We start from the raw sequence: 20,606 nt of genomic DNA on the forward strand, positions 1-20,606 counted from the left end.
ACACCTCCGGTTATATCAATACCGATTCGTTATATTCACCATAAATGTCTCTTAATAAATTAGTTATTTCTCCAAGTGTTGCATACACTTTTACAGCATTTAAAATATAAGGCATAACATTTTCATTATTTAAAGCTGCTTTTTTCAATTCTTCAAGTGCTTTATTAACAGCTTCATTATCTCTTGTTTCTCTTAATTTTTTAAGTTTAGCAACTTGTCTTTCTTCAACTTCTTTCTTTATTTTTAAAACTTCTGATGGTTCTTCTTCTCCTTCTAATTGAAATTTATTAACTCCAACTATTATACTTTCATTCTTTTCAATCTTTAATTGAGCATCGTATGCAGAGTTTAAAATTTCTTTTTGAACGTATCCTTCTTCAATAGCTTTAACCATACCGCCCATTTCATCTATTTTATTTATATATTCCATAGCTTTTTTCTCTATATCTTTAGTTAATCTTTCAACAACATAAGATCCAGCAAATGGATCTATTGTTTCTGTAACTCCAGATTCATAAGCTATTATTTGTTGTGTTTTTAAAGCAATTGTAGCAGATTTTTGTGTAGGTAATCCTAATGCTTCATCAAAAGAATTTGTATGCAACGATTGAGTTCCACCCATAACAGCTGATAAAGCTTGTAAAGCAACTCTAACAATATTATTTTGTGGTTGTTGAGCTGTTAATGTTGATCCTGCTGTTTGCGTATGGAATTTTAAAGCCATAGCCTTTTTATCTGTAACTCCAAATCTTTCTTTCATTATCTTTGCCCACAACTTTCTTGCAGCTCTAAACTTTGCAATTTCTTCTATAAAGTTATTGTGTGCATTGAAAAAGAATGATAAATTTTTACCAAAAACATTTGGATCAAGCCCAGCTTTAATAGCAGATTCAACATAAGCAATTCCATCAGCCAAAGTAAAGGCTACTTCTTGAACGGCATTTGCACCTGCTTCTCTTATATGATATCCACTTATACTAATAAGGTTGAACTTAGGCAAATTTTTAGATCCATATTCAAAAATATCATCAATTATTTTCATAGAAGGTTTTGGTGGAAAAACATAAGTTCCTCTTGCAATATATTCTTTTAAAATATCATTTTGTATAGTACCTCTTATTTTATCAGGTGAAACTCCTTGTTTTTCTGCAACAGCTATCAACATTGAAAGAAGAACAGAAGCAGTTGAATTTATTGTCATTGAAACACTAACTTTATCTAATGGAATCTCATTAAATAATATCTCCATATCTGCAAGTGAATCAATAGCAACCCCAACCTTACCTACTTCTCCTTCTGACATTTCATCATCAGAATCATAACCTATTTGAGTAGGCAAATCAAAAGCAACAGAAAGTCCCATTGTGCCTTGACTCAATAAATATTTATACCTTTCGTTTGACTCTTCTGCTGATGCAAAACCAGCATATTGTCTCATTGTCCAAAATCTTCCTCTATACATAGTTGGCTGAACGCCACGAGTAAATGGATATTGACCTGGGAAACCCAAATCTTCAGAATAATTTAAATCCTCTATATCTTCTGGAGTATAAACTCTTTTTATTTCATCTCCATAAGTAGTTTTAAATTCCTTCCTTTCTGGAAATCTTTCTATGGCTTTTTTTACAACTTTTTCATGCCATAACTCTCTTTCGTCTTTAATTTTTTTTAACTCTTCATCTCTAAACATCAGTGCACCTCCGGAATGGGTTGTGTGTTTACCCTTATATTTTACAATATAATAATGAATATTACAACCTTGATTCAATAAGTTTTATACAAATAATGAAAAAAATTTCAGTGTAATTCCATGTTAATTCAAATTAATCAAGTGTTTTTAAAATAAAATTTGTGGTATTATATTAATGATTCAAAAAAATCTGGGGGGAAAGTTTATGGAAGATTTTATATCGGCAAAGATTATAGATGGAGATATAGTTTTTTTCTTTGAAAAGGGACATACACAAAAAGATTCTTTAGAATTTTTTGAGAAAAAAATAGATATGATGAGAAGTATATTTAGTTTAGGAGATAGTTTTTTCATATACCTTGAAAATGAAGAACAGTATAATTTAATACCAAAAATTGCTAAACTTGCAATTTCAAAAGGCTTAAGATTAGCTGGGTCTTTTTTTGGAGAACTTCCAGAATCTAAAAAAAATAAAAGTGAAAAAGAATTTAATTTATCAAACACTAAAATTTATAGGAAACATTTAAGATCTGGGCAAACAATAGATAACCCCGGTGATATCATAATATTTGGAAATGTTAAACCTGGTTCAGAAGTAAATGCTGGAGGAAGCGTAATTGTTTTTGGTAAAGTAGAAGGGATTGTAAAAGCTGGAATAACCAATAAGAAAAATTCATTTGTAATTGCATCAGAAATGGCTTCTCCATTATTAGAAATAGCTGGTATACCTTTTTATAATTATACATGGCCAGCCACACCTGTTTCTATTAGAATAGAAAAAGAAAAAGCATTAGTAGAACCACTTGAATTATAATTAAGGAGGTACACTCATGGAAACTAAGGAAGTGTTGAAAACTCTTTCTAATTCTTTTGGTGTTTCGTCTTATGAAAAAAATACTTTTAAAGTAATAAAAGATATTTTATCAAAAGAATTTGAAAAAATTAAATTTGAAACTGTTGGAACTGATAATTTATTAGTAAAATTTGGAACAGGCAAAAAAAAGATAGCTTTTTTTGCTCACACCGATGAAATAGGAGTAGTTATTTCAAAAATAGAAAATGAACATTTTGCAAGAATATCTTCAATAGGTGGAGTTGATCCAAGAACTCTTGTTGCAAAAAGAATAACTTTTTTTAAAAATGGGAAAGAAACAATAGGCGTAGTTGGAATGTTGGCTCCACACTTACAAAATGCTAAAACAAAAAAAATATCTCCATCATTTGATGAATTATTTATAGATTTTTCTATATCAGGTGGAACAAAAAATATATCAGTTGGTGATGTTGGTTCAATAGAAGTTGAAGCAATGGAATTAAACGAAAAATATATAACTGGAAAAGCAATAGATAATAGAGCTGGAGTTACAACCATAATAAAAGCATTAGAATATCTACAGTACTATAACTTCGATGGTGAGCTATACCTATCATTCAATAAAGGAGAAGAAGTAGGATTAGTAGGAGCAAAGGGAGCTGCTCATTATATAAAACCAGATGTTGCAATAATAGTAGATGTAACCTTTGGTAATGATACTATTCCAGGATATGAAACGATGAAAATAAATGAAGGACCAGCAATATTAATAGGTGCTGCAGTTCATAAAAAAACATATCAAAAATTAGTAGATATAGCAGATGAAAATAATATAAAATATCAAATAGAAGTAGCACCATCAAGAAGCGGCACAGAAACAGACATAGTACAAATAACTAATGGTGGAGTAGCAACAGCATTATTATCTGTACCAATATTGAATATGCACTCACCTGTTGAGGTTGTTTCTATAAATGATATAGAAGCAACAGCAAAATTAATGGCAATATTTGCAGCAAAGGAAGGTAGATGCAAATGAAAAAATATTTAAAAAACTTAACTGAATTACATGGAGCACCTGGAAATGAAGAAAAAGTTAGAGAATTTATAAAAAATGAAATAAAAGATAAAGTTGATGAAATATATGAAGATGTTATGGGAAACTTAATTACAAAAATAAAAGGAAAAAGCTCAGAAAAAAAATTGATGATTTCAGCACATATGGATGAAGTTGGATTTTTAATTACAAAAATAAATGAAGATGGAACATTCAATATATCTCCATCAGGTGGAGTTGATCCAAGAGTAGTAAGAGCTCAAAGACTCTTAATAAATGGAGAACTACCTGCAATAGTAAATCAAACACCAATACATTTAGACCATGATATACAAAAAGTACAAGGATACGATTCAATAAAAGTATTTGCAGGATTTACAAAAAAAGAAGAAGCTAAGAATAAAGTTAAATTAGGCGATATGGTAACATTTGATGTTAAATACTATGAAAATGAAGATTTTGCATTATGTAAAGCTTTTGATGATAGAGTTGGATGTTCAATAATGATGGATATAATTGACAATATAAAAGAAACAAATGAAAACCCACAATATGATACTTATTTTTGCTTTGTAACTCAAGAAGAAGCAGGATTAAGAGGAAGTGGAGTAGCTGCAGAATACGTAAAACCAGATGTTGCATTAGTATTAGAAGGTACAACAGCAGGAGATAACCCCGAACTTGAACCAGAAAAGTGGGCAACACATTTAAATGATGGTCCAGTAATAACCTTTATGCACAGTGGTGTTGTCTTAAAAAAAGAAGTTTATGAAGAAATTATAAAAACAGCAAAAGACTTAAACATAAAATATCAATATAAAATGAGAACAGCAGGAGGAACAGATGCAGCAAGATTTGCAAGAACAATGTATGGAATACCTTCTGGAGTCATCTCTGTACCATGCAGATACATACACTCTGCAAATTCAATTATTAACTTAAAAGATTATGAAAGAGTATACAAATTAAGCAATAAACTAATAATGAATGGGAGGATTGCTGAATTATGAAAGAACTCGTAAAAAAAATAACTGAAATTTATTCTCCAAGTGGAAGAGAACATGCTGTAAGAGAATTTATAATAAACGAAATAAAAGACTATGTAGATGAAATAAAAACTGATAAACTCGGAAACTTGATAGCAATAAAAAAAGGAACATCAGGAAAAACATTATTATTTGATGCTCACATGGATGAAATAGGACTCGTAGTAACTCACATAACAGATACTGGATTTTTAAAAGTAGATGCAGTTGGAGGAGTGAACCCTGCAACACTAATAGGGGCAAGAGTACAATTCAATGGAAACACAGGAATAATAGGACTTGAAGGAGAAACAGCAAAAGAGAGAATGGAAAACTCTAAAAGTTTATCCCTTGATAATTTATATGTAGATATGGGAGTAAACAAAAGAGAAGAAGCAGAAAAATTAGCACCAATAGGAACCTTTGGAACCTACATAGCTCATTTTGAAGAAATTGGTGATAAATGGTTGTCAAAAGCAATGGATGATAGAATTGCTTGTGCAGCATTAATACAATCGGCAAAAGAAATGAAAGAAAATAAAAATACAGTAATCTTTGCATTTACAGTACAAGAAGAAGTAGGTTTAGTTGGATCATCAGTAGCAGCATATGAATATGATGTTGATATGGCAATAGCAGTAGACGTAACATTAGCTCTCGATACACCAAAAGCATTTAAAAGAATGGAAATGAAACTTGGTGCAGGCCCTTGTATAAAAATAAAAGATGCAGCATCAATAAGTGATATAAACGTTGTTGATTTTATGAAAAAAGCAGCAGAAAACAACAAGATTCCATATCAGTTTGAAGTGTTAATATTTGGTGGAACAAATGCAGCGTCATATCAAAAAACAAAATCAGGAATACCATCATCAACACTATCAATAGCAACAAGATATATTCACTCACCAAATGAATTAGTATCAAAAAAGGACGTTGAAAATTCTGTAAAACTCTTAATAGCAATGGCAAATACAAAAATATAATAAAATTTCTTATAACACAAAAGACCAATCATTTGATTGGTCTTTATTAATTTTTAAATAGATTTTAGTTTTTTTGACATTAAAATAAAAAAAACAAGGCAAATCATAGTAATAAAAGAAATTATAAACAATAAACTTAAATCTTGTACTATATTCCTATAATACCCAACAAGAGTTAAAGATATTATATTTATGTTTGTAAGAATAGCAAAAACAAGCATAGTTGGAGCAAGAAGATACCCAAGATTTTTCTTTCTAAAAATTAATATACCAGAGATAAATATCAAAGGAAGATAAAAAGTATAATCTAAAACATGAACAACATTTACTAATAGTCCAAGTTTTTGAAGTTCAATTGAAGGTGTATTATTTATAGAATCTGGAAGATCAGAAGAAAACCAAAGTAAAAAAAACATACTGGCAATAATGACAAGAAATATTCCTACGCTTTTTTCAGGAACTTTTTCAATATACCATTTTTTAAAATTTTCTTGAAGATGAATTTTTACAAAATAAATTACAGAATAAATAGAAAGACCTAATATTGCACAATAAAAAAGAAAGAGATAATTAAAATGTAAACCAAAACAATAAATAAAAAAAGCATAAATATTTGTAAGCATTGCTCCCAACCATATAATTTTAGATAAATTATTTCCTTTAAAAATGAATATAGATGAAAACAATAAAATTGGAATCATAAAAAAAACATTAGCTATATCCTGCCCAATACATTGAGCTATCCAATCAGCTGTTTCTCGAAAATATAAATTTTGATGCCATATTCCAATTGAACTAACAATTAATATCAAAATAGTTATTGGAATTGTGAAATATAAAATAATTTTATTTTCTGGTTGTTGCACTCCTTTACTTTGTATATTAATCCCTCCCTATTTATGATTAAATTTATTACATTATTTTCCTATATTAATAAAATTTGTATTTTATTTCACTTTTTTATTAAATTAATTTTTTAGTAATTTATCTAATCTTTTTTATTTATACTCTCTAAAATATCTTTTATTTCTGAATACTCTATTATATTTTCATTCAAATATTTATGAATTTAATTTTCTTTTATCAAATTATACCATAAAATATATGATATAATCTAATGAAATTTAATATGTTTTAACTTTAAAATAATTATAAAATTCATAAAAAAATAGGTGAAGAATGAATAAAAATTTTTTAATATTTTTAATAACTACACAGATTCAAACTTTTATTACCAGTATATACAATTTTTGATTTTTTTTGATTTTTTATCAAATAACAGATTCATTAGTGTATTCATCGATTTTAACAGCTTTAAAAATAATTTTTTCTAGGATAACAATATTTTATTTTGTACCTTTATTAAAAAGAAGCAATCCTCTTTTTATTTCAATATATACAAACTTCCTTTTGTTTGTTGTTGGTATAATAGGTTTTTTTGTATATAACTATTTTTCAACTTATATTTATTATTATTTCATTTTAGCTATTTTAATTTCAATATTAGAGAGCTTGGACAATACATTTCAGTATAGTTTGATACCAGATTTAGTGGAAAAAAATTATTTATATAAAGCAAATAGTTTAAGTGCTATGTTCTCAAACATAAATGGTATAGTATCTCCACTTTTAAGTTTTGTAGTATACAATATTCTTAATTTAAAATATATGATATTAGCTTATGGTTTAATTAATTTGTTTGCATCACTTAATTTAAAAAGAGTTAAATATGTACATAAGAAACCTGAATTAAAAAAAGAAAAAATTATAAAAGAATGGTATAACACTTTTAAATACATATATAAAGAAAAAGAAATTTTTATGTGTATATTTATAGGGGTTATTATAAATTTAATTTTTGCACCAATACCAAGCACTGTATTATTAAAAATAGGAGAATTAAACAGCAATGAAGTTTTTGGGCAATCATTATTTAGAACTATCTTATCTTTTGGGTCATTTGTAGGAATTTTTTTAGTATACAAACTCGATGTAAAAAAATATTATAAAAAATATATAAGTTTTTCATTTTATGTACTGCTTATAATAAATATTTTTTTAGTACTTTATCAAAATTATTATTATACAATTTTATTAATATTTTCAAATAGTATCTTTGTAATGTTTATAATGAATTCAACAGGTACATATCTACAAAGTTCAGCAAAAAAAGAAGAATTATCCTCAATATATGCGGTTAGATCAACTATTTATGTCATCGTTGTTCCAACATCACAAATAATTTCTGGAATAATTTTAGAAAAATTTTCATTAAATTTCTATTTTATTTATACTACAGTATTAATATTTTTAGTAATAATTTTAAATGTAACTTTGTTTCACTATAAAAAAATGTAATTTAAAAAACAAACAGGATAGTTTAACTATCCTGTTTGTTTTAAAGTTTTTAAATATTAATTTTTTATCCTCCAAGATATGCTGCACGAACATCTGGATTGTTTGCAATTTCATTTGCGGGTCCTTCCATTGTTATTATCCCTGTTTCAAGAACATAAGCATAATCAGCAACATCGAGCGCTGCTTTTGCATTTTGTTCTACTAATAAAACTGTTGTTCCTTCACTATTTATCTTTTTTATTATTTCAAAAACTTCTTTTACGAGTAATGGAGCAAGCCCAAGTGATGGTTCATCGAGCATTAGTATTTTTGGTCTACTCATTAAGGCTCTTGCTATAGCAAGCATTTGTTGTTCTCCACCAGATAAGGTTCCTCCTTTTTGTTTCCTTCTTTCTTTTAATCTTGGAAATAGAGAATATACCCATTCAAAATCTTTTTTTATTTCTTCTTGATCTGTTCTTGTATATGCTCCCATTAAAAGATTTTCATAAACAGTTAAGTTTGAAAAAATTCTTCTTCCTTCTGGTGAAAGTGCTATTCCTTTTTGAATAATTTTATCTGAAGGTACATTTGTGATCTCTTCTTCTCCTAATTTTATTACTCCTGATTTTGCTTTTACTAAACTAACTATTGTATCTAATGTTGTTGTTTTACCTGCTCCATTGGCTCCTATTAGTGTAACAATTTCTCCCTTATTAACATTTATGTCTATTCCTTTTATTGCTTTTATTGCACCATAATTTACATATAAATCTTTTATTTCTAATATTTTATTTTTAGTCTTCATACGGCATCATCTCCAAGATAAGCTTTTATAACCTCAGGGTTGTGCTTTATTTCGTCTGGTAATCCTTGTGCTATTATCTTTCCATAGTCTAAAACAGTTAATCTTTGACAAACTCCCATAACGACTTTCATATCATGTTCTATTAATAAAATACTCAAATCAAAATCATTAAGTATTTGATTTATGAAGTCCATAAGTTCTATACTTTCTTGTGGATTCATACCGGCTGCTGGTTCATCTAAGAGTAGTAGTTTTGGAGCGGTTGCCAATGCTCTTGCAATTTCCAACTTTCTTTGTTTTCCATAGGGTAAAGATGTTGCAGGATAATTTGCATATTCTGCTAATCCAACTCTTTCTAAAAGAAGCATTGTATCTTCTTTCATCTTTTTTAATTCTTTTTTATATTTTGATGTTCCCAAAACTGCTGGCCAAAACCAATTTTGTCTTTGAATTTTAACAAATAAATCTTTCCCTTTTAAAGAATTTGTTGTTGCCATCAATGTTTTTGTTTTATAATCTAAAAATTTAGTTGTTTCTGCAATAAGAACATTTTCAAAAACAGTCATAGAATGGAATAATCTTATATTTTGAAATGTTCTTGCTATACCAAGTTTTGTTATTGTATTTGCTGGTAATCCAGTTATATTAACATCTTCAAAGTATATTTCACCAATAGTTGGAGTATAAACTCCAGTAATCATATTGAATATAGTTGTCTTACCTGCACCATTAGGTCCTATTAATCCAACTAATTCACCTTTTTTAATATCTAAATAAAAGTTATCTACAGCTGTAAGTCCTCCAAATTTCATTGTTATATGATTTATATTTATTACTGATTCTTGTCCAGAACTTATAAAAGGTAGTATTGCTGCCATTATTCTTCACCTACCTTTGCTTCTACTGGTGCTTTTTTCTTAAATTTCATAATTAAGTTGTATAAATAATCCCATGTAATTTCTTTTTCTCCCATTATTCCTTTTCTATAGAATATCATGAGAATAACCATCAATGCTGAAAATATCAACATTCTCATTCCAGGTATTCCATGGAAAACATGACCAAAAATATTCATATCTCCTTCAATAAAACGAAGCCATTCAGATAAAAATGTTATTATTATAGCTCCTATTATAGCTCCAGATGTACTTCCAAGACCACCTAAAACTATCATAACTAAAATATTTACTGATGTTGGTTGTACAAACATAAACATCTTTGGATCTATTGTAGTGAGTAAATGAGCCATTAATGAACCTGCTATACCTGCAAAAAATGATCCAACAACAAAGGCAATAACTCTAAGTTTTTTTACATTTATTCCCATTGCTCTTGCTGCTATCTCATCATCTCTTATGGCTTTTAATTGTTTTCCGTATGTACTATTTGTAAGTTTTACTATAAACCATGTTGTTAAAGCTAAAAAACTAAAACTCCACCAAATGTTTGTATAATTTGGCAAACCTTTTAATCCTAATGCTCCATTTGTAAGAGATACGGAATAATTAGCAAATATTCTTATTATTTCACTAAATCCAAGTGTGGCTATTGCCAAATAATCATCTCTTAATCTTAAAGCCGGAACTGCTATTAATAATCCAAAAAAAGCTGCAACCAATCCTCCAATTATTGTAGCTGAAAAAAAGTCTAATTGAATAGAATTAAATGGCCAAATTAAGGGTTCTAAGAAAAAAACTTGTTGTTTTTGTTGAACCGATAATGTTAATAAAGATGCAGTATAAGCACCAACTGCCATAAAACCTATATGACCCAATGAAAATATTCCAGTTATACCATTGATTAAATTTAAACTAACTGCAAGTATTGCATTTATAGCTATCAAATTTAATATTCTCAATCCATAACTACTCATACTATTTTGTGCCCACATCATAAGAATAATTGCAATAAATATAGCAGTTGAATTTAATATTACTTTAGTTTTTTTCTCTAATTTATATGTATTCATATCAATCACACCTTTACTTGGATTTTTTCACCCATTATACCTGTAGGTTTAACTAATAAAACTACTATTAAAAGTATAAATGCAAAAGCATCTCTTAAACCTGCAAGTTGTGGAAAAAATCCAACTATTAATATTTCCATCATTCCTAATAAAAATCCACCTATCATAGCTCCTTTAACATTTCCAATCCCACCAAAAACAGCTGCAATAAATGCTTTTAGCCCAGGAATTATTCCCATATATGGAAATATTTGAGGGTATTTCATTGCCCACATTATTCCAGCAGCAGCAGCTAATGCTGATCCTAATGCAAATGTCAATCCAATTATTTTATCTGCATTTATTCCCATTAATTTAGTAGTGGGAATATCTTTAGATAAAGCTCTCATAGCCATACCTACTTTTGTTCTATAAATGAGCCAAACAAGGAATAATAAAAGTAAAGCAGTTACTATTATTATTACAAATGTTAGCATTTGAATTCTTATACCACCAATTACAACCATTTTATATAATTCTTTTGGATAATGTAATGCTCTAAAAGAAAATGCTTTAGGTCTTCCACCAAAAACAACGACTCCCAAACTTTCTAAAAATATTGAGACACCAATTGCTGTAATAAGAGCAGAAACTCTTGGAGCATTTCTTAAAGGTTTATAAGCTATTTTATCTACTGAAAAACCTATTAAAGCAGTTACTATTATTGCGAGTGGAAATGATATCCACCAAGGTATAGATAATAATGTTATCATATAAAATGCTGTATATGTTCCCAGCATAAATATATCGCCATGTGCAAAATTTATAAGTCTTAATATTCCATAAACAAGAGTATATCCAATAGCAATTAGAGCATAAAGACTACCTAAAGATACTCCATTCATTAAGTATTGTAGAAAGTTTTGAATACTCATCTTTAGCCTCCCTTTTTAAAATAAAAAGTCCCCTTGGGGACCTTTTATTTATGGATTTATTATTTTAATGAATTTAAAGTCTCCATCTTTTACTTGGTCTATAACAGCTGATTTTATAGCATTACCATCTTTTATAGTTATATAACCTGTAACTCCCTCAAATGATTTTAAAGTTGCAAGTGCATTTCTTATATTTCTTGGTGTTGCTGAACCAGCTTTTTCTATTGCATCGATAACCATATTGTATGCATCGTATCCTAAAGCTCCTAAAGAATCTGGAATTTTATTATATTTTGTTTTATAAGCTTTTACATATTCTCTTGCTTTTGGTGTTGCTGGACCTTCTGCATTATAATGAGTTGTAAAATATAATCCTTCAACTGCATCTCCTCCTATTTTAATTAATTCAGGTGCTTCTGCTCCATCACCAGCAAGAATTTTTCCTGTATATCCCATATCTTGAAGTTGTCTTGCAATTATAGCGATCTCTGAATAGTAACCTGGTATATATATTAAATCAGGATTTTGATCCATTGCATTTATTATTTGTGCTGAAAAGTCTTGATCTCCTGTATTGTAATATTCTCTAACAACTGAAGTTCCTTTATATCCTTTAAATGTTTTTTCAAAGTAATTAGCAAGTCCAACACAGTAATCTTGAGCTATATCCATGAATATAACAACTTTTTTAGCTTTTAAATCATTAAATGCAAATTTTGCACCAACTAAACCTTGAAATGGATCTATAAAACAAGATCTAAAAATCCAATCTTTATTCATTGTAACTAAAGGATTTGTAGAAGAACTAGTAACCATAGGGATTCTTTTAGCTTCAGCAACTGCTCCACCAGCTAAAGAATCTGAGCTTGCAACTGCTCCAAGTATAGCAACTACATGTTCTTGATCAATTAATCTTGAAACAGCATTTGCAGATTCAACTTTATCACCTTTATTATCTACTAATATTAATTGTATCTTTTTACCTAAAACAGTAGGTCTCTCTTCATTAGCTAATTGAATACCTTGCCAGGTCATTTGACCAAAAGCAGCTATTCCACCAGTCATCGGAAAATAAGCACCAATTTTAATAACATCTTCTGTAAAAGCTACAACAAACATAAGTATTACAAAACTAATAACTAAAAACTTTTTCATTCCCTCACCTCCCAATAAAGTTATTTCATTTAAAATATTTTTGAATTGTGAAATAATTACTTCGTTTATATGTACGTATGTTATTAATATATTAACTTAAAGTTATTATATCATAAAAATATTCCTTTATGTAAATTGTAATAAAAATTTACATAAGCGTAAATTTATTAACTTATTTTTTTCATTTTTGATGAAATTTTTTTCAATAAAAATAAAAAAAGATGAATAAAAATTCATCTTTTTTTATTTTATTAGGTTATTTAAATTTAATTTGTTTATTTTATGACTTCCATAGAAAAATCTTTATATTCTATTTCAGTTGTTAATATTCCTGTAGATATTATGTCGATATTGTTATCAGCATACTTTAAAAAAGTATTTTTTCTTATTCCACCTGATACTTCTACAATTATTTTATTATTTTTATCTTTTATCTTTTTTGCAACTTTTTTTGCTTCTTCTGAAGAAAAGTTATCAAGCATTATTATATCTGCATCAAATTCAATAGCCTTCATTGCTTGTTCTTGAGTTTCTACTTCAACTTCTATTTTTTTTGTAAAGGATTTATATTTTTTAACTTCATTTATAGCGCTTTCTATTCCGCCATAAAGATTTAAATGATTATCTTTAAGCATTATGCTTTCAGATAAACTCCATCTATGTGTATCTCCGCCGCCATCTAAAACAGCTATTTTTTGTAAAAATCCAATTCCTGGTATTGTTTTACGTGTAGCAGCTATTTTTGTATTGTATCCTGTTTCTTTTAACTTTTTTGAAAATTCATAAGTTTTAGTTGCAATTCCGCTCATTATAGAAAATGTATTTAAAACAGTTCTTTCACATATCAATAAATTATAAGCATCACCTGTTAAAGTTGCAATTCTTATATTTTTATCTGTATTTATTTCTTGTCCATCTTTAAAATAAAATTCACTCTTAATATCAAATTCTTTTAAAACTTCTTTTATTAATTTTATACCAGAAATTATTGTGTTTTTTGATTTAAACAATATTTCAAAGCTTGCTTTTTGATTTTTTAATCCATATGAAGCTAAATCGATGTATTCTGCATCTCTTTTTATCCAATTTATTAAAAGTTCAACTTCTTTAAAATACACGAAGCTCACCCCATAACTTTAAACATGTTTTCGATTGAATATACTGCTTTTTCCATAATTTCATCAGATAAAATTATTTCATGCTTATCTTCTTTTAATGCTTCGTATAAGTTTTTTAATGTGTTTTTCTTCATTCCTATACAGATTGCACTGTTTTTTAATGGATAAAAATTTCTATCTGGATGATTTTTCTTCAATTGATGGATCATTCCAGCTTCAGTTCCTATTATGTAATCTTTTGTATCATCAGTCAATGGAATTTTAATCATTTTACCAGTTCCACCTATGTATTCCGAAAGATCTCTAACTTCTTTTGGTGATTCTGGATGTGTTATTAATTTTGCATTTGGATATTTTTCTTTTGCCACTAAAACTTCTTCTTTTTTAAATTCATCATGAACATAACAAAAACCATCATCTCCTGGAACTGGTATTATAGTTTTTCCAGTTTTTTCAGCTACATAAGATGCTAAGTTCTTATCAGGTCCAAATAATATCGTATCGTTGTCTATGTTATTCACTATTTCTATTGCATTTGCTGATGTGCAAACACAGTCTGCTTCCATTTTACATTCTGCTGTACTATTTACATAAAGTACTACTGAAGCATTTGGATATTTTTCTTTAAATTTTATTAATGTTTCTCTATCTAAAGAATTAGCCATTGTACATTCTGAAGCTCTTGTTGGAACAAAGATTCTTTTTTCTGGATTTAAAATTTTTAATGTTTCAGCCATAAAATCAACACCAATAAACATTATCTTATCCGCATCCATTTCCATAGCTTTTCTTGCAAGTGCTAAAGAATCGCCTGTTTCATCAGAAATATCTAATATATCTCCTATTAAATAATTATGACCTAAAATTTTATATCCTTTTTCTTCTTTTAATTTTATAATTTCATTCATCAATTCTTCATTTGTCATTTTAAACACCAACCTTTAATTTTTTAGTTAATTTTTTTAAAAGTCCTGCTACTGATAATGGTGCAAGATAACTTGTTTTTGGATTTTTAGATGGATAATTTTCGAGTATCAATTTATAATTTCCTGCTTCAGAATCAATTTCAACAGTGTGTATATTTCTATTTACTTTAGGATCTGCAATTATTCTAACAAAAACTTTATCAAAATCACCACTTGCAACGGATAATGTAACTGCAACATTTATATTTTTAGGAAATTTTTTTATTGCTTCTTTTGATGTTCCTTCAAATATAATTTGCTCGGTATCTGTTTCAACTCCTAAGCTTTTTGGAGGTTTTCTTGTTGTTAAGGTTATTTTGTTGATCATTTCTCCTGTTGCGTTTATTATATCTACTGCTCCGACTGCTCCTGAAGGAATATAAATATTATTTTCTGAATTTTCTAATTTTTCCATTATTTTGTTTCTAAATTCATCATCGGCAAATGCGCCTGTACTCAATATAATAAAATCTTTTTTTAAATTCAAAACATCAAAAGCATAGCTTTTTACAGCTTCAACAGAAGCACATTCAACAACATAATTAACATCCAAATTTTTCAATTTATTTATATCAGATGATTCTATGTTGTTAAATTTATTTGAAAGTTCTAACATTCTTTCATTATTTGTATCAAAAATATAAGCTTTTGAAACTAAAGATCCAAGTTTTTCTAAAATTATTTCTGTGGAATTTCCTCCACCAATAAAAAATAACTTCATTTTTTGTTCCTCCTATATTATTGAATTAAATAAATTCTGTATATACAGTATATACAGGAACATTATACTCTTTTTTATATTTCTAATATAATCATTGAATGTAAAAAATATATAACAAATGCTTATGGTTAATTTTTGAATAATAATATGTTATAATTTAACAAGGAGGTGATTTAATGAAAGGTTTAAAAGGCACAGAAACTGAAAAAAATTTATTAAAATCTTTTGCTGGTGAATCTCAAGCTAAAAATAGGTATACTTTTTTTGCGAAAACTGCAAAAAAAGAAGGGTATGAACAAATATCAGCAATCTTTCAAGAAACTGCATTGAATGAAGAACAGCATGCAAAAACCTTTTTTAAATTTTTAGAAGGAGGAGATGTAGAAATTACAGCGACTTATCCTGCTGGAAAAATTGGAACGACAGTTGAAAATTTAAAAGCTGCTGCTGCTGGAGAACATGAAGAATTTACAGAACTTTATCCAATGTTTGCAGAAATTGCAGAAAAAGAAGGATTTAAAGAAATTGCTTCTAAATATAGAGCAATTGCTAAAGTTGAAGAAGCTCATGAAAAAAGATATTTAAAATTATTAAAGAATATAGAAGAAAATAAAGTTTTTGAAAAAGATGCTGTTTGTATATGGAAATGTAGAAAATGTGGATATATACATGAAGGTACTTCAGCTCCTGTAGTTTGCCCTGCTTGTGGACATCCTCAAGGATATTTTGAATTAAAAGAATATAATTATTAAAGTGTTTAAAAAAATAATAAAAGCTATGAAATTTTTCATAGCTTTTATTATTTTTTTATTAGTAAATACCATGGTTTTAAGTTTTTATATAAATTAACAGATATTATTAAAAAAGATATTTAAATTAATTTTTGTTTTCACTCACTTATTACAAGTGATATAACTTTTATTTAATAAAAAATTATGTATATTTAAAATTGTTTTATATAAATGTTTTTATTTATTTTCTTAAAATAAATTTTAGGCTTGAATTTCTAAAAAAAATAAAGTATAATATTAGTGAAATCAAAAATAAATTTAATACAAGGAGGTTTTCGATATGGGAAATAAAGAATACGTAGTTGGTATCGATTTAGGAACAACTTATTCAGCAATATCTTGGATGAAACCTGATGGAAATGTTGAAGTTATACCAAATGCAGAAGGTAAAAGAACAACACCTTCAATAGTAGCTTTTTCAAAAGAAGGAGATATAATAGTAGGAGAACCAGCAAAAAGACAAGCTGTTTTAAACTCTGAAAAAACTATAAGATCTATTAAAAGATATATGGGGTCAGATCATAAAGTAACTATTGATGGGAAAGACTATACACCACAACAAATAAGTGCATTTATCTTAAAAAAATTAGTTAGAGATGCTGAAGCTTATTTAGACGGTAAAATAAAAAAGGCTGTAATTACATGTCCTGCATACTTTAACGATGCTCAAAGGCAAGCAACAAAAGAAGCAGGAGAAATTGCTGGCCTTGAAGTTTTAAGAATTATAAATGAACCAACAGCAGCTTCTATAGCTTTTGGAATGGATAAAAAAGCAGGAGATCAAAAAATAGTTGTTTACGATCTTGGTGGAGGTACTTTTGATGTTTCAATACTTGAAATAGGTGATGATATAATCGAAGTTATTTCTACAAATGGTAATAATCATCTTGGTGGAGATGATTTTGATAAGAGAATTATGGATTGGTTAATGGACGAATTTAAAAAAGAAAATGGTGTTGACTTAAAGAATGATAAACAAGCACTTCAAAGATTAAAAGAAGCAGCAGAAACTGCAAAAATAGAACTTTCTTCTAAAATGGAAGCAGAAATAAATCTTCCTTTTATAACAATCGTAAATGGAAACCCTGTACATATTGAAAAGAAATTAACAAGAGCAAAATTTGAAGAATTAGTTAGAGACTTAATTGAATCAACGAGAGGACCTATTGAAAATGCTATGAAAGATGCAGGATTGACTCCAAACGATATAGATGAAATTTTATTCGTTGGTGGTTCAACAAGAGTTCCTGCTGTTCAAAAATTAGTTACAGGATATTTTGGAAAAGAACCAAACAAAGGAGTTAACCCAGATGAAGCAGTTTCAGTTGGTGCAGCTGTTCAAGGGGCTATAATGACAGGAAAAACTGATAAAGACATAGTTCTTGTTGATGTTACTCCACTTTCTCTTGGTATTGAAGTTAAAGGTGGATTAATGGAACCAATAATTCCAAGAAATAGTAAGATACCTATTAAAAAATCAAAAACATTTACTACAGCTGTTGATTTTCAACCAGAAGTTGAAATAGGAGTTTTCCAAGGTGAAAGATCAATTGCTAAAGACAATTTCTTCCTTGGTAGCTTTAAATTAACTGGTTTACCACCTGCACCAAGAGGAGTTCCTCAAATTGAAGTTACATTTGATATAGACTCTAATGGTATTGTTAATGTATCTGCAAAAGACTTAGGTACTGGAAAACAACAATCAACTGTTGTAACAGGTAGACATAAACTTGGAAAAGATGATATTGATAGAATGGTAAAAGATGCTCAACAATTTGAAGAACAAGATAAGAGAAAGAGAGAAGAAATAGAAATTAAAAACCAAGCTGACGATCTTTGCTATCAAATAGAGAAGTTATTAAATGAAAATGGAGATAAAGTTCCAGCTGATACAAAATCATCTTTAGAAGATAAAGTAAAAGATCTAAGACAAGCAATTTCAGAAGATAATATTGGTAAAATAAAGATTTTAATGGAAGAATTAAAACAAGAATCAATGAAAATAGGTCAACAAATGTATCAAGGTCAAGGAAATAATGATTCTGAAAATACATCTAATAATGATCAAGAACCAAGTCAAGACATAAAAGTTGAAGACGCTGAATAAAAAATAAACTTATTAACAATAAAAGACGTGATTTTTCACGTCTTTTTTGTTATAATATTTATATATTATATTTTGATTGGAGGGAATTACCATTAAAAAACTATGTATCCTAACTTTAATTATTAGTTTAACGTCTTTTTTGTTTCTTTTTTTATTAGTTTTTAATAATGAAAAATTGAGTTCTTTTAAAAGTGAAGTAGTTCAAAATGATTTTAAAAATTTTGAAAGTTATTTAGATTCAGAGATAAGAATTTCTAATGTTTTATCTAGTTCATTGTATAATTTTTCAGCAATAACTACGTTGGATTTTTATTTGAACAAATTATCTAAAACTGAATTAATAGCTTTAAAATCACATTTAGATTCTAATTCAGAAAATGTAAATAAGTTTATTAAAACTTATAACATATATGATGAAAATGTAAAGTCAAAATTTTATTTAAAAAAAACTGAATTATTATACGCATTTAGTTCAAATAAAAATTTAATATATCCATTTTTTGATGATACAATAGAAAAAGATACTACATTGACAAAAACATTATTAGAACTTACAAAAAATAATTATGATACTTATATTTCTGAAAAAATTTATAATGATACTTTATTTTTTTATGTTGGAAAAAAATTAATCAACCATGAAAAATGCAAAGGATATATTATTTTAAAAAGTTCATATAAATTAAAACCCAATATAAAATTTTTTGATAATATAAATGAAGTTTATTCTCTTTTAAACATAAATGATTTAAGTAATAAAATTTATAAAAAAGATAATTTGATTTTTTTCATAAAAAATTTAAAAAAAGAAAATAAAGATTTTTATTTAATTGAATATATAAAATCTGATAATACATTAAGTATTATTTTTTTGGGATTACTACTAATTATTTTTATAATTATGTTTTATATAAAAAAAATTAAATAAAAATTTTATTAATATAGAAGTTTGCAGTAAGAAAAAAATGTGATATAATTTAAATGAAAAATATAAGGAGGGGAAATCTATATGAAAGTAAAGGTTTTAATAATTTTGAGTCTAATACTTGCTACTTTTTCTTTTTCAAATGCTAATTTAGTTTGGGAAAAAGTTTTAAACGAAGCAGGAAATCAACAAATTTATTATGTAAAATCTACTGATTCCGGAGTTTATTTATTTGGATCTTCTGATGAAACAGGTTATGATGAAAATATCGTAGTTTTAAAATTAGATTCAAATGATAACATTACAAAAAACACTTTAGGTGGTTCATTTTCTGATTGGTCATTGTGGGGATTTGAAAGCTTAGAAAAAAATATATACGTTGTTGGATCTTCAAAATCATTTGGTAATGATTATGACTATTATTTAAAAAATTTAAATGGTTCAGAATTATCTATAAAAAGTATGGGAAATGACAAAGCAACTGCAGGAATTGATACTAAAGATGCAATATACATATTAGGATATTCACAAGAACCTAAAACTTTGAATATGAAAGGTAATTTAGTAAAAATAGATAAATTAACTAATAAAGTTATTTGGAAAAAATGGCTTCCATTTTATAAAAATGGAGCAGATGTAAAACCTTTAAGTATTGAAAAAACATCAGATAATAACTTTATAATATCAGGAGTTGTTGTTGACTTTTTTGAAGGAAGAACAAAGTTCTATTTAGCTAAGGTTAATATGAATGGCGAAGTAATTTGGAATAAAATATTTACAGGTAAAGATTATGCAAGAGGTTTTGAAGTTAAGGAAACAAATGATGGATATATTGCAGTTGGTTATAATGGATCATGGGATAAGGGTTGGTCAGATACATATCTTGTAAAATTATCAAAAGATGGACAAATAATATGGGAAAAGAATTTTGGAAATGGACTTTCAACACATGCTTATTCTGTAAAAATTGCTAAAAATGGAAATATATATGTTGTTGGTTATGAATCAAAAACAATAAAAAATAAAGATGTATTATTACTAGAATATGATTCCGATGGAAATGAATTAAATCATTATTTATTTGGTGGAAAAAATAATGATGTTGCTTATTCAATGGATATAAAAGATAATTTCTTGTATATTTCTGGTTATACTACTTCTGATAAAAAAGATAGAGATATATTAATTTTAAAATATGAAATAAAATAAAAATGCGGTTATACC

Annotated in this window: 19 protein-coding genes; 9 read left to right on the top strand and 10 right to left on the bottom strand. The window is 27.3% G+C overall.

Going from position 1 to position 20,606, the window contains the following annotated elements:
• Window positions 1–10: 10 nt before the first annotated feature.
• Complete coding sequence (locus IGS63_RS06585; protein WP_190613515.1) at window positions 11–1,690, bottom strand: acyl-CoA mutase large subunit family protein; 1,680 nt, start codon at window positions 1,688–1,690, stop codon at window positions 11–13.
• A 205-nt stretch (window positions 1,691–1,895) separates the two neighbouring features.
• Here IGS63_RS06585 and IGS63_RS06590 point away from each other — a divergent pair, with 205 nt between their 5' ends.
• Genes IGS63_RS06590 through IGS63_RS06605 form a run of 4 tightly spaced genes read left to right on the top strand, consistent with a single transcriptional unit; the run spans window position 1,896 to window position 5,572 of the window.
• The gene (locus IGS63_RS06590; RefSeq protein WP_190613518.1) at window positions 1,896–2,504 is read left to right on the top strand and encodes a septum site-determining protein MinC; all 609 of its coding nucleotides are present in this window, start codon (window positions 1,896–1,898) and stop codon (window positions 2,502–2,504) included.
• 16 nt (window positions 2,505–2,520) lie between these two features.
• A complete protein-coding gene (locus IGS63_RS06595) occupies window positions 2,521–3,543 on the top strand; it encodes a M28 family peptidase (RefSeq protein WP_190613519.1) in 1,023 nt (340 codons plus the stop codon).
• Window positions 3,540–4,571: a M42 family metallopeptidase gene (locus IGS63_RS06600; protein ID WP_190613521.1), complete on the top strand. Its 1,032-nt coding sequence runs from the start codon at window positions 3,540–3,542 to the stop codon at window positions 4,569–4,571. Before IGS63_RS06595 ends, IGS63_RS06600 begins: the two co-directional genes overlap by 4 nt.
• Entirely contained in the window at window positions 4,568–5,572 is a 1,005-nt protein-coding gene (locus tag IGS63_RS06605) for a M42 family metallopeptidase (RefSeq protein ID WP_190613523.1), read from the top strand. Before IGS63_RS06600 ends, IGS63_RS06605 begins: the two co-directional genes overlap by 4 nt.
• Before the next feature lie 53 nt (window positions 5,573–5,625).
• Here IGS63_RS06605 and IGS63_RS06610 read toward each other — a convergent pair whose 3' ends face one another.
• Complete coding sequence (locus IGS63_RS06610) at window positions 5,626–6,438, bottom strand: hypothetical protein (RefSeq protein WP_198423027.1); 813 nt, start codon at window positions 6,436–6,438, stop codon at window positions 5,626–5,628.
• Window positions 6,439–6,862: 424 nt separating this feature from the next.
• On the opposite strand from IGS63_RS06610, the gene IGS63_RS06615 reads away from it, so the two are divergent.
• Window positions 6,863–7,930 (top strand): MFS transporter, encoded by a 1,068-nt coding sequence (locus IGS63_RS06615; RefSeq protein WP_190613524.1) that lies wholly within the window; start codon window positions 6,863–6,865, stop codon window positions 7,928–7,930.
• A gap of 64 nt (window positions 7,931–7,994) precedes the next feature.
• On the opposite strand, the gene IGS63_RS06620 is transcribed toward IGS63_RS06615, so the two are convergent.
• The 8 genes from IGS63_RS06620 to nadX all read right to left on the bottom strand — a co-directional run bounded on the left by IGS63_RS06620 (window position 7,995) and on the right by nadX (window position 15,559).
• The gene (locus tag IGS63_RS06620) at window positions 7,995–8,717 is read right to left on the bottom strand and encodes an ABC transporter ATP-binding protein (RefSeq protein ID WP_190613526.1); all 723 of its coding nucleotides are present in this window, start codon (window positions 8,715–8,717) and stop codon (window positions 7,995–7,997) included.
• Window positions 8,714–9,595 carry an ABC transporter ATP-binding protein gene (locus IGS63_RS06625; protein WP_190613528.1) on the bottom strand — a complete coding sequence of 294 codons (882 nt, stop codon included), beginning with the start codon at window positions 9,593–9,595 and terminating at the stop codon, window positions 8,714–8,716. The genes IGS63_RS06620 and IGS63_RS06625 overlap by 4 nt, the downstream gene beginning before the upstream one ends.
• Window positions 9,595–10,686 carry a branched-chain amino acid ABC transporter permease gene (locus IGS63_RS06630; protein ID WP_190613530.1) on the bottom strand — a complete coding sequence of 364 codons (1,092 nt, stop codon included), beginning with the start codon at window positions 10,684–10,686 and terminating at the stop codon, window positions 9,595–9,597. The genes IGS63_RS06625 and IGS63_RS06630 overlap by 1 nt, the downstream gene beginning before the upstream one ends.
• A gap of 5 nt (window positions 10,687–10,691) precedes the next feature.
• Window positions 10,692–11,600, bottom strand: coding sequence for a branched-chain amino acid ABC transporter permease (locus tag IGS63_RS06635; RefSeq protein WP_190613532.1), 909 nt, complete (start codon window positions 11,598–11,600; stop codon window positions 10,692–10,694).
• A gap of 48 nt (window positions 11,601–11,648) precedes the next feature.
• The gene (locus IGS63_RS06640) at window positions 11,649–12,755 is read right to left on the bottom strand and encodes an ABC transporter substrate-binding protein (protein WP_190613534.1); all 1,107 of its coding nucleotides are present in this window, start codon (window positions 12,753–12,755) and stop codon (window positions 11,649–11,651) included.
• A gap of 275 nt (window positions 12,756–13,030) precedes the next feature.
• Window positions 13,031–13,873: a carboxylating nicotinate-nucleotide diphosphorylase gene (gene nadC, locus IGS63_RS06645; RefSeq protein WP_190613536.1), complete on the bottom strand. Its 843-nt coding sequence runs from the start codon at window positions 13,871–13,873 to the stop codon at window positions 13,031–13,033.
• A 5-nt stretch (window positions 13,874–13,878) separates the two neighbouring features.
• Window positions 13,879–14,799 carry a quinolinate synthase NadA gene (nadA, locus tag IGS63_RS06650; RefSeq protein ID WP_198423028.1) on the bottom strand — a complete coding sequence of 307 codons (921 nt, stop codon included), beginning with the start codon at window positions 14,797–14,799 and terminating at the stop codon, window positions 13,879–13,881.
• 1 nt (window position 14,800) lies between these two features.
• A complete protein-coding gene (gene nadX, locus IGS63_RS06655; RefSeq protein WP_190613537.1) occupies window positions 14,801–15,559 on the bottom strand; it encodes an aspartate dehydrogenase in 759 nt (252 codons plus the stop codon).
• 176 nt (window positions 15,560–15,735) lie between these two features.
• Here nadX and rbr point away from each other — a divergent pair, with 176 nt between their 5' ends.
• From rbr to IGS63_RS06675, 4 genes are all read left to right on the top strand, one after another.
• Window positions 15,736–16,311 (top strand): rubrerythrin, encoded by a 576-nt coding sequence (gene rbr, locus IGS63_RS06660; RefSeq protein WP_190613539.1) that lies wholly within the window; start codon window positions 15,736–15,738, stop codon window positions 16,309–16,311.
• A gap of 319 nt (window positions 16,312–16,630) precedes the next feature.
• Window positions 16,631–18,457, top strand: a complete 1,827-nt coding sequence (dnaK, locus tag IGS63_RS06665) for a molecular chaperone DnaK (protein ID WP_190613540.1) — start codon at window positions 16,631–16,633, stop codon at window positions 18,455–18,457.
• A 139-nt stretch (window positions 18,458–18,596) separates the two neighbouring features.
• On the top strand, window positions 18,597–19,385 hold the full coding sequence (locus IGS63_RS06670; RefSeq protein ID WP_190613542.1) for a hypothetical protein: 789 nt from the start codon (window positions 18,597–18,599) through the stop codon (window positions 19,383–19,385).
• 81 nt (window positions 19,386–19,466) lie between these two features.
• Window positions 19,467–20,591 (top strand): hypothetical protein, encoded by a 1,125-nt coding sequence (locus tag IGS63_RS06675; RefSeq protein WP_190613544.1) that lies wholly within the window; start codon window positions 19,467–19,469, stop codon window positions 20,589–20,591.
• Window positions 20,592–20,606: the final 15 nt, after the last annotated feature.

This window comes from Tepiditoga spiralis (assembly GCF_014701195.1).
GTDB classification, from domain to species: domain Bacteria; phylum Thermotogota; class Thermotogae; order Petrotogales; family Petrotogaceae; genus Tepiditoga; species Tepiditoga spiralis.

Excerpts from the sequence above, each read along its gene's own strand:
- rbr (WP_190613539.1), top strand. The coding sequence starts at position 15,736 with ATGAAAGGTTTAAAAGGCACAGAAACTGAAAAAAATTTATTAAAATCT.
- IGS63_RS06605 (WP_190613523.1), top strand. The coding sequence starts at position 4,568 with ATGAAAGAACTCGTAAAAAAAATAACTGAAATTTATTCTCCAAGTGGA.
- IGS63_RS06640 (WP_190613534.1), bottom strand. The coding sequence starts at position 12,755 with ATGAAAAAGTTTTTAGTTATTAGTTTTGTAATACTTATGTTTGTTGTA.
- IGS63_RS06590 (WP_190613518.1), top strand. The coding sequence starts at position 1,896 with ATGGAAGATTTTATATCGGCAAAGATTATAGATGGAGATATAGTTTTT.
- nadX (WP_190613537.1), bottom strand. The coding sequence starts at position 15,559 with ATGAAGTTATTTTTTATTGGTGGAGGAAATTCCACAGAAATAATTTTA.
- nadA (WP_198423028.1), bottom strand. The coding sequence starts at position 14,799 with ATGACAAATGAAGAATTGATGAATGAAATTATAAAATTAAAAGAAGAA.
- IGS63_RS06675 (WP_190613544.1), top strand. The coding sequence starts at position 19,467 with ATGAAAGTAAAGGTTTTAATAATTTTGAGTCTAATACTTGCTACTTTT.
- IGS63_RS06595 (WP_190613519.1), top strand. The coding sequence starts at position 2,521 with ATGGAAACTAAGGAAGTGTTGAAAACTCTTTCTAATTCTTTTGGTGTT.
- IGS63_RS06600 (WP_190613521.1), top strand. The coding sequence starts at position 3,540 with ATGAAAAAATATTTAAAAAACTTAACTGAATTACATGGAGCACCTGGA.
- IGS63_RS06625 (WP_190613528.1), bottom strand. The coding sequence starts at position 9,595 with ATGGCAGCAATACTACCTTTTATAAGTTCTGGACAAGAATCAGTAATA.
- IGS63_RS06635 (WP_190613532.1), bottom strand. The coding sequence starts at position 11,600 with ATGAGTATTCAAAACTTTCTACAATACTTAATGAATGGAGTATCTTTA.
- IGS63_RS06585 (WP_190613515.1), bottom strand. The coding sequence starts at position 1,690 with ATGTTTAGAGATGAAGAGTTAAAAAAAATTAAAGACGAAAGAGAGTTA.
- IGS63_RS06630 (WP_190613530.1), bottom strand. The coding sequence starts at position 10,686 with ATGAATACATATAAATTAGAGAAAAAAACTAAAGTAATATTAAATTCA.
- dnaK (WP_190613540.1), top strand. The coding sequence starts at position 16,631 with ATGGGAAATAAAGAATACGTAGTTGGTATCGATTTAGGAACAACTTAT.
- IGS63_RS06620 (WP_190613526.1), bottom strand. The coding sequence starts at position 8,717 with ATGAAGACTAAAAATAAAATATTAGAAATAAAAGATTTATATGTAAAT.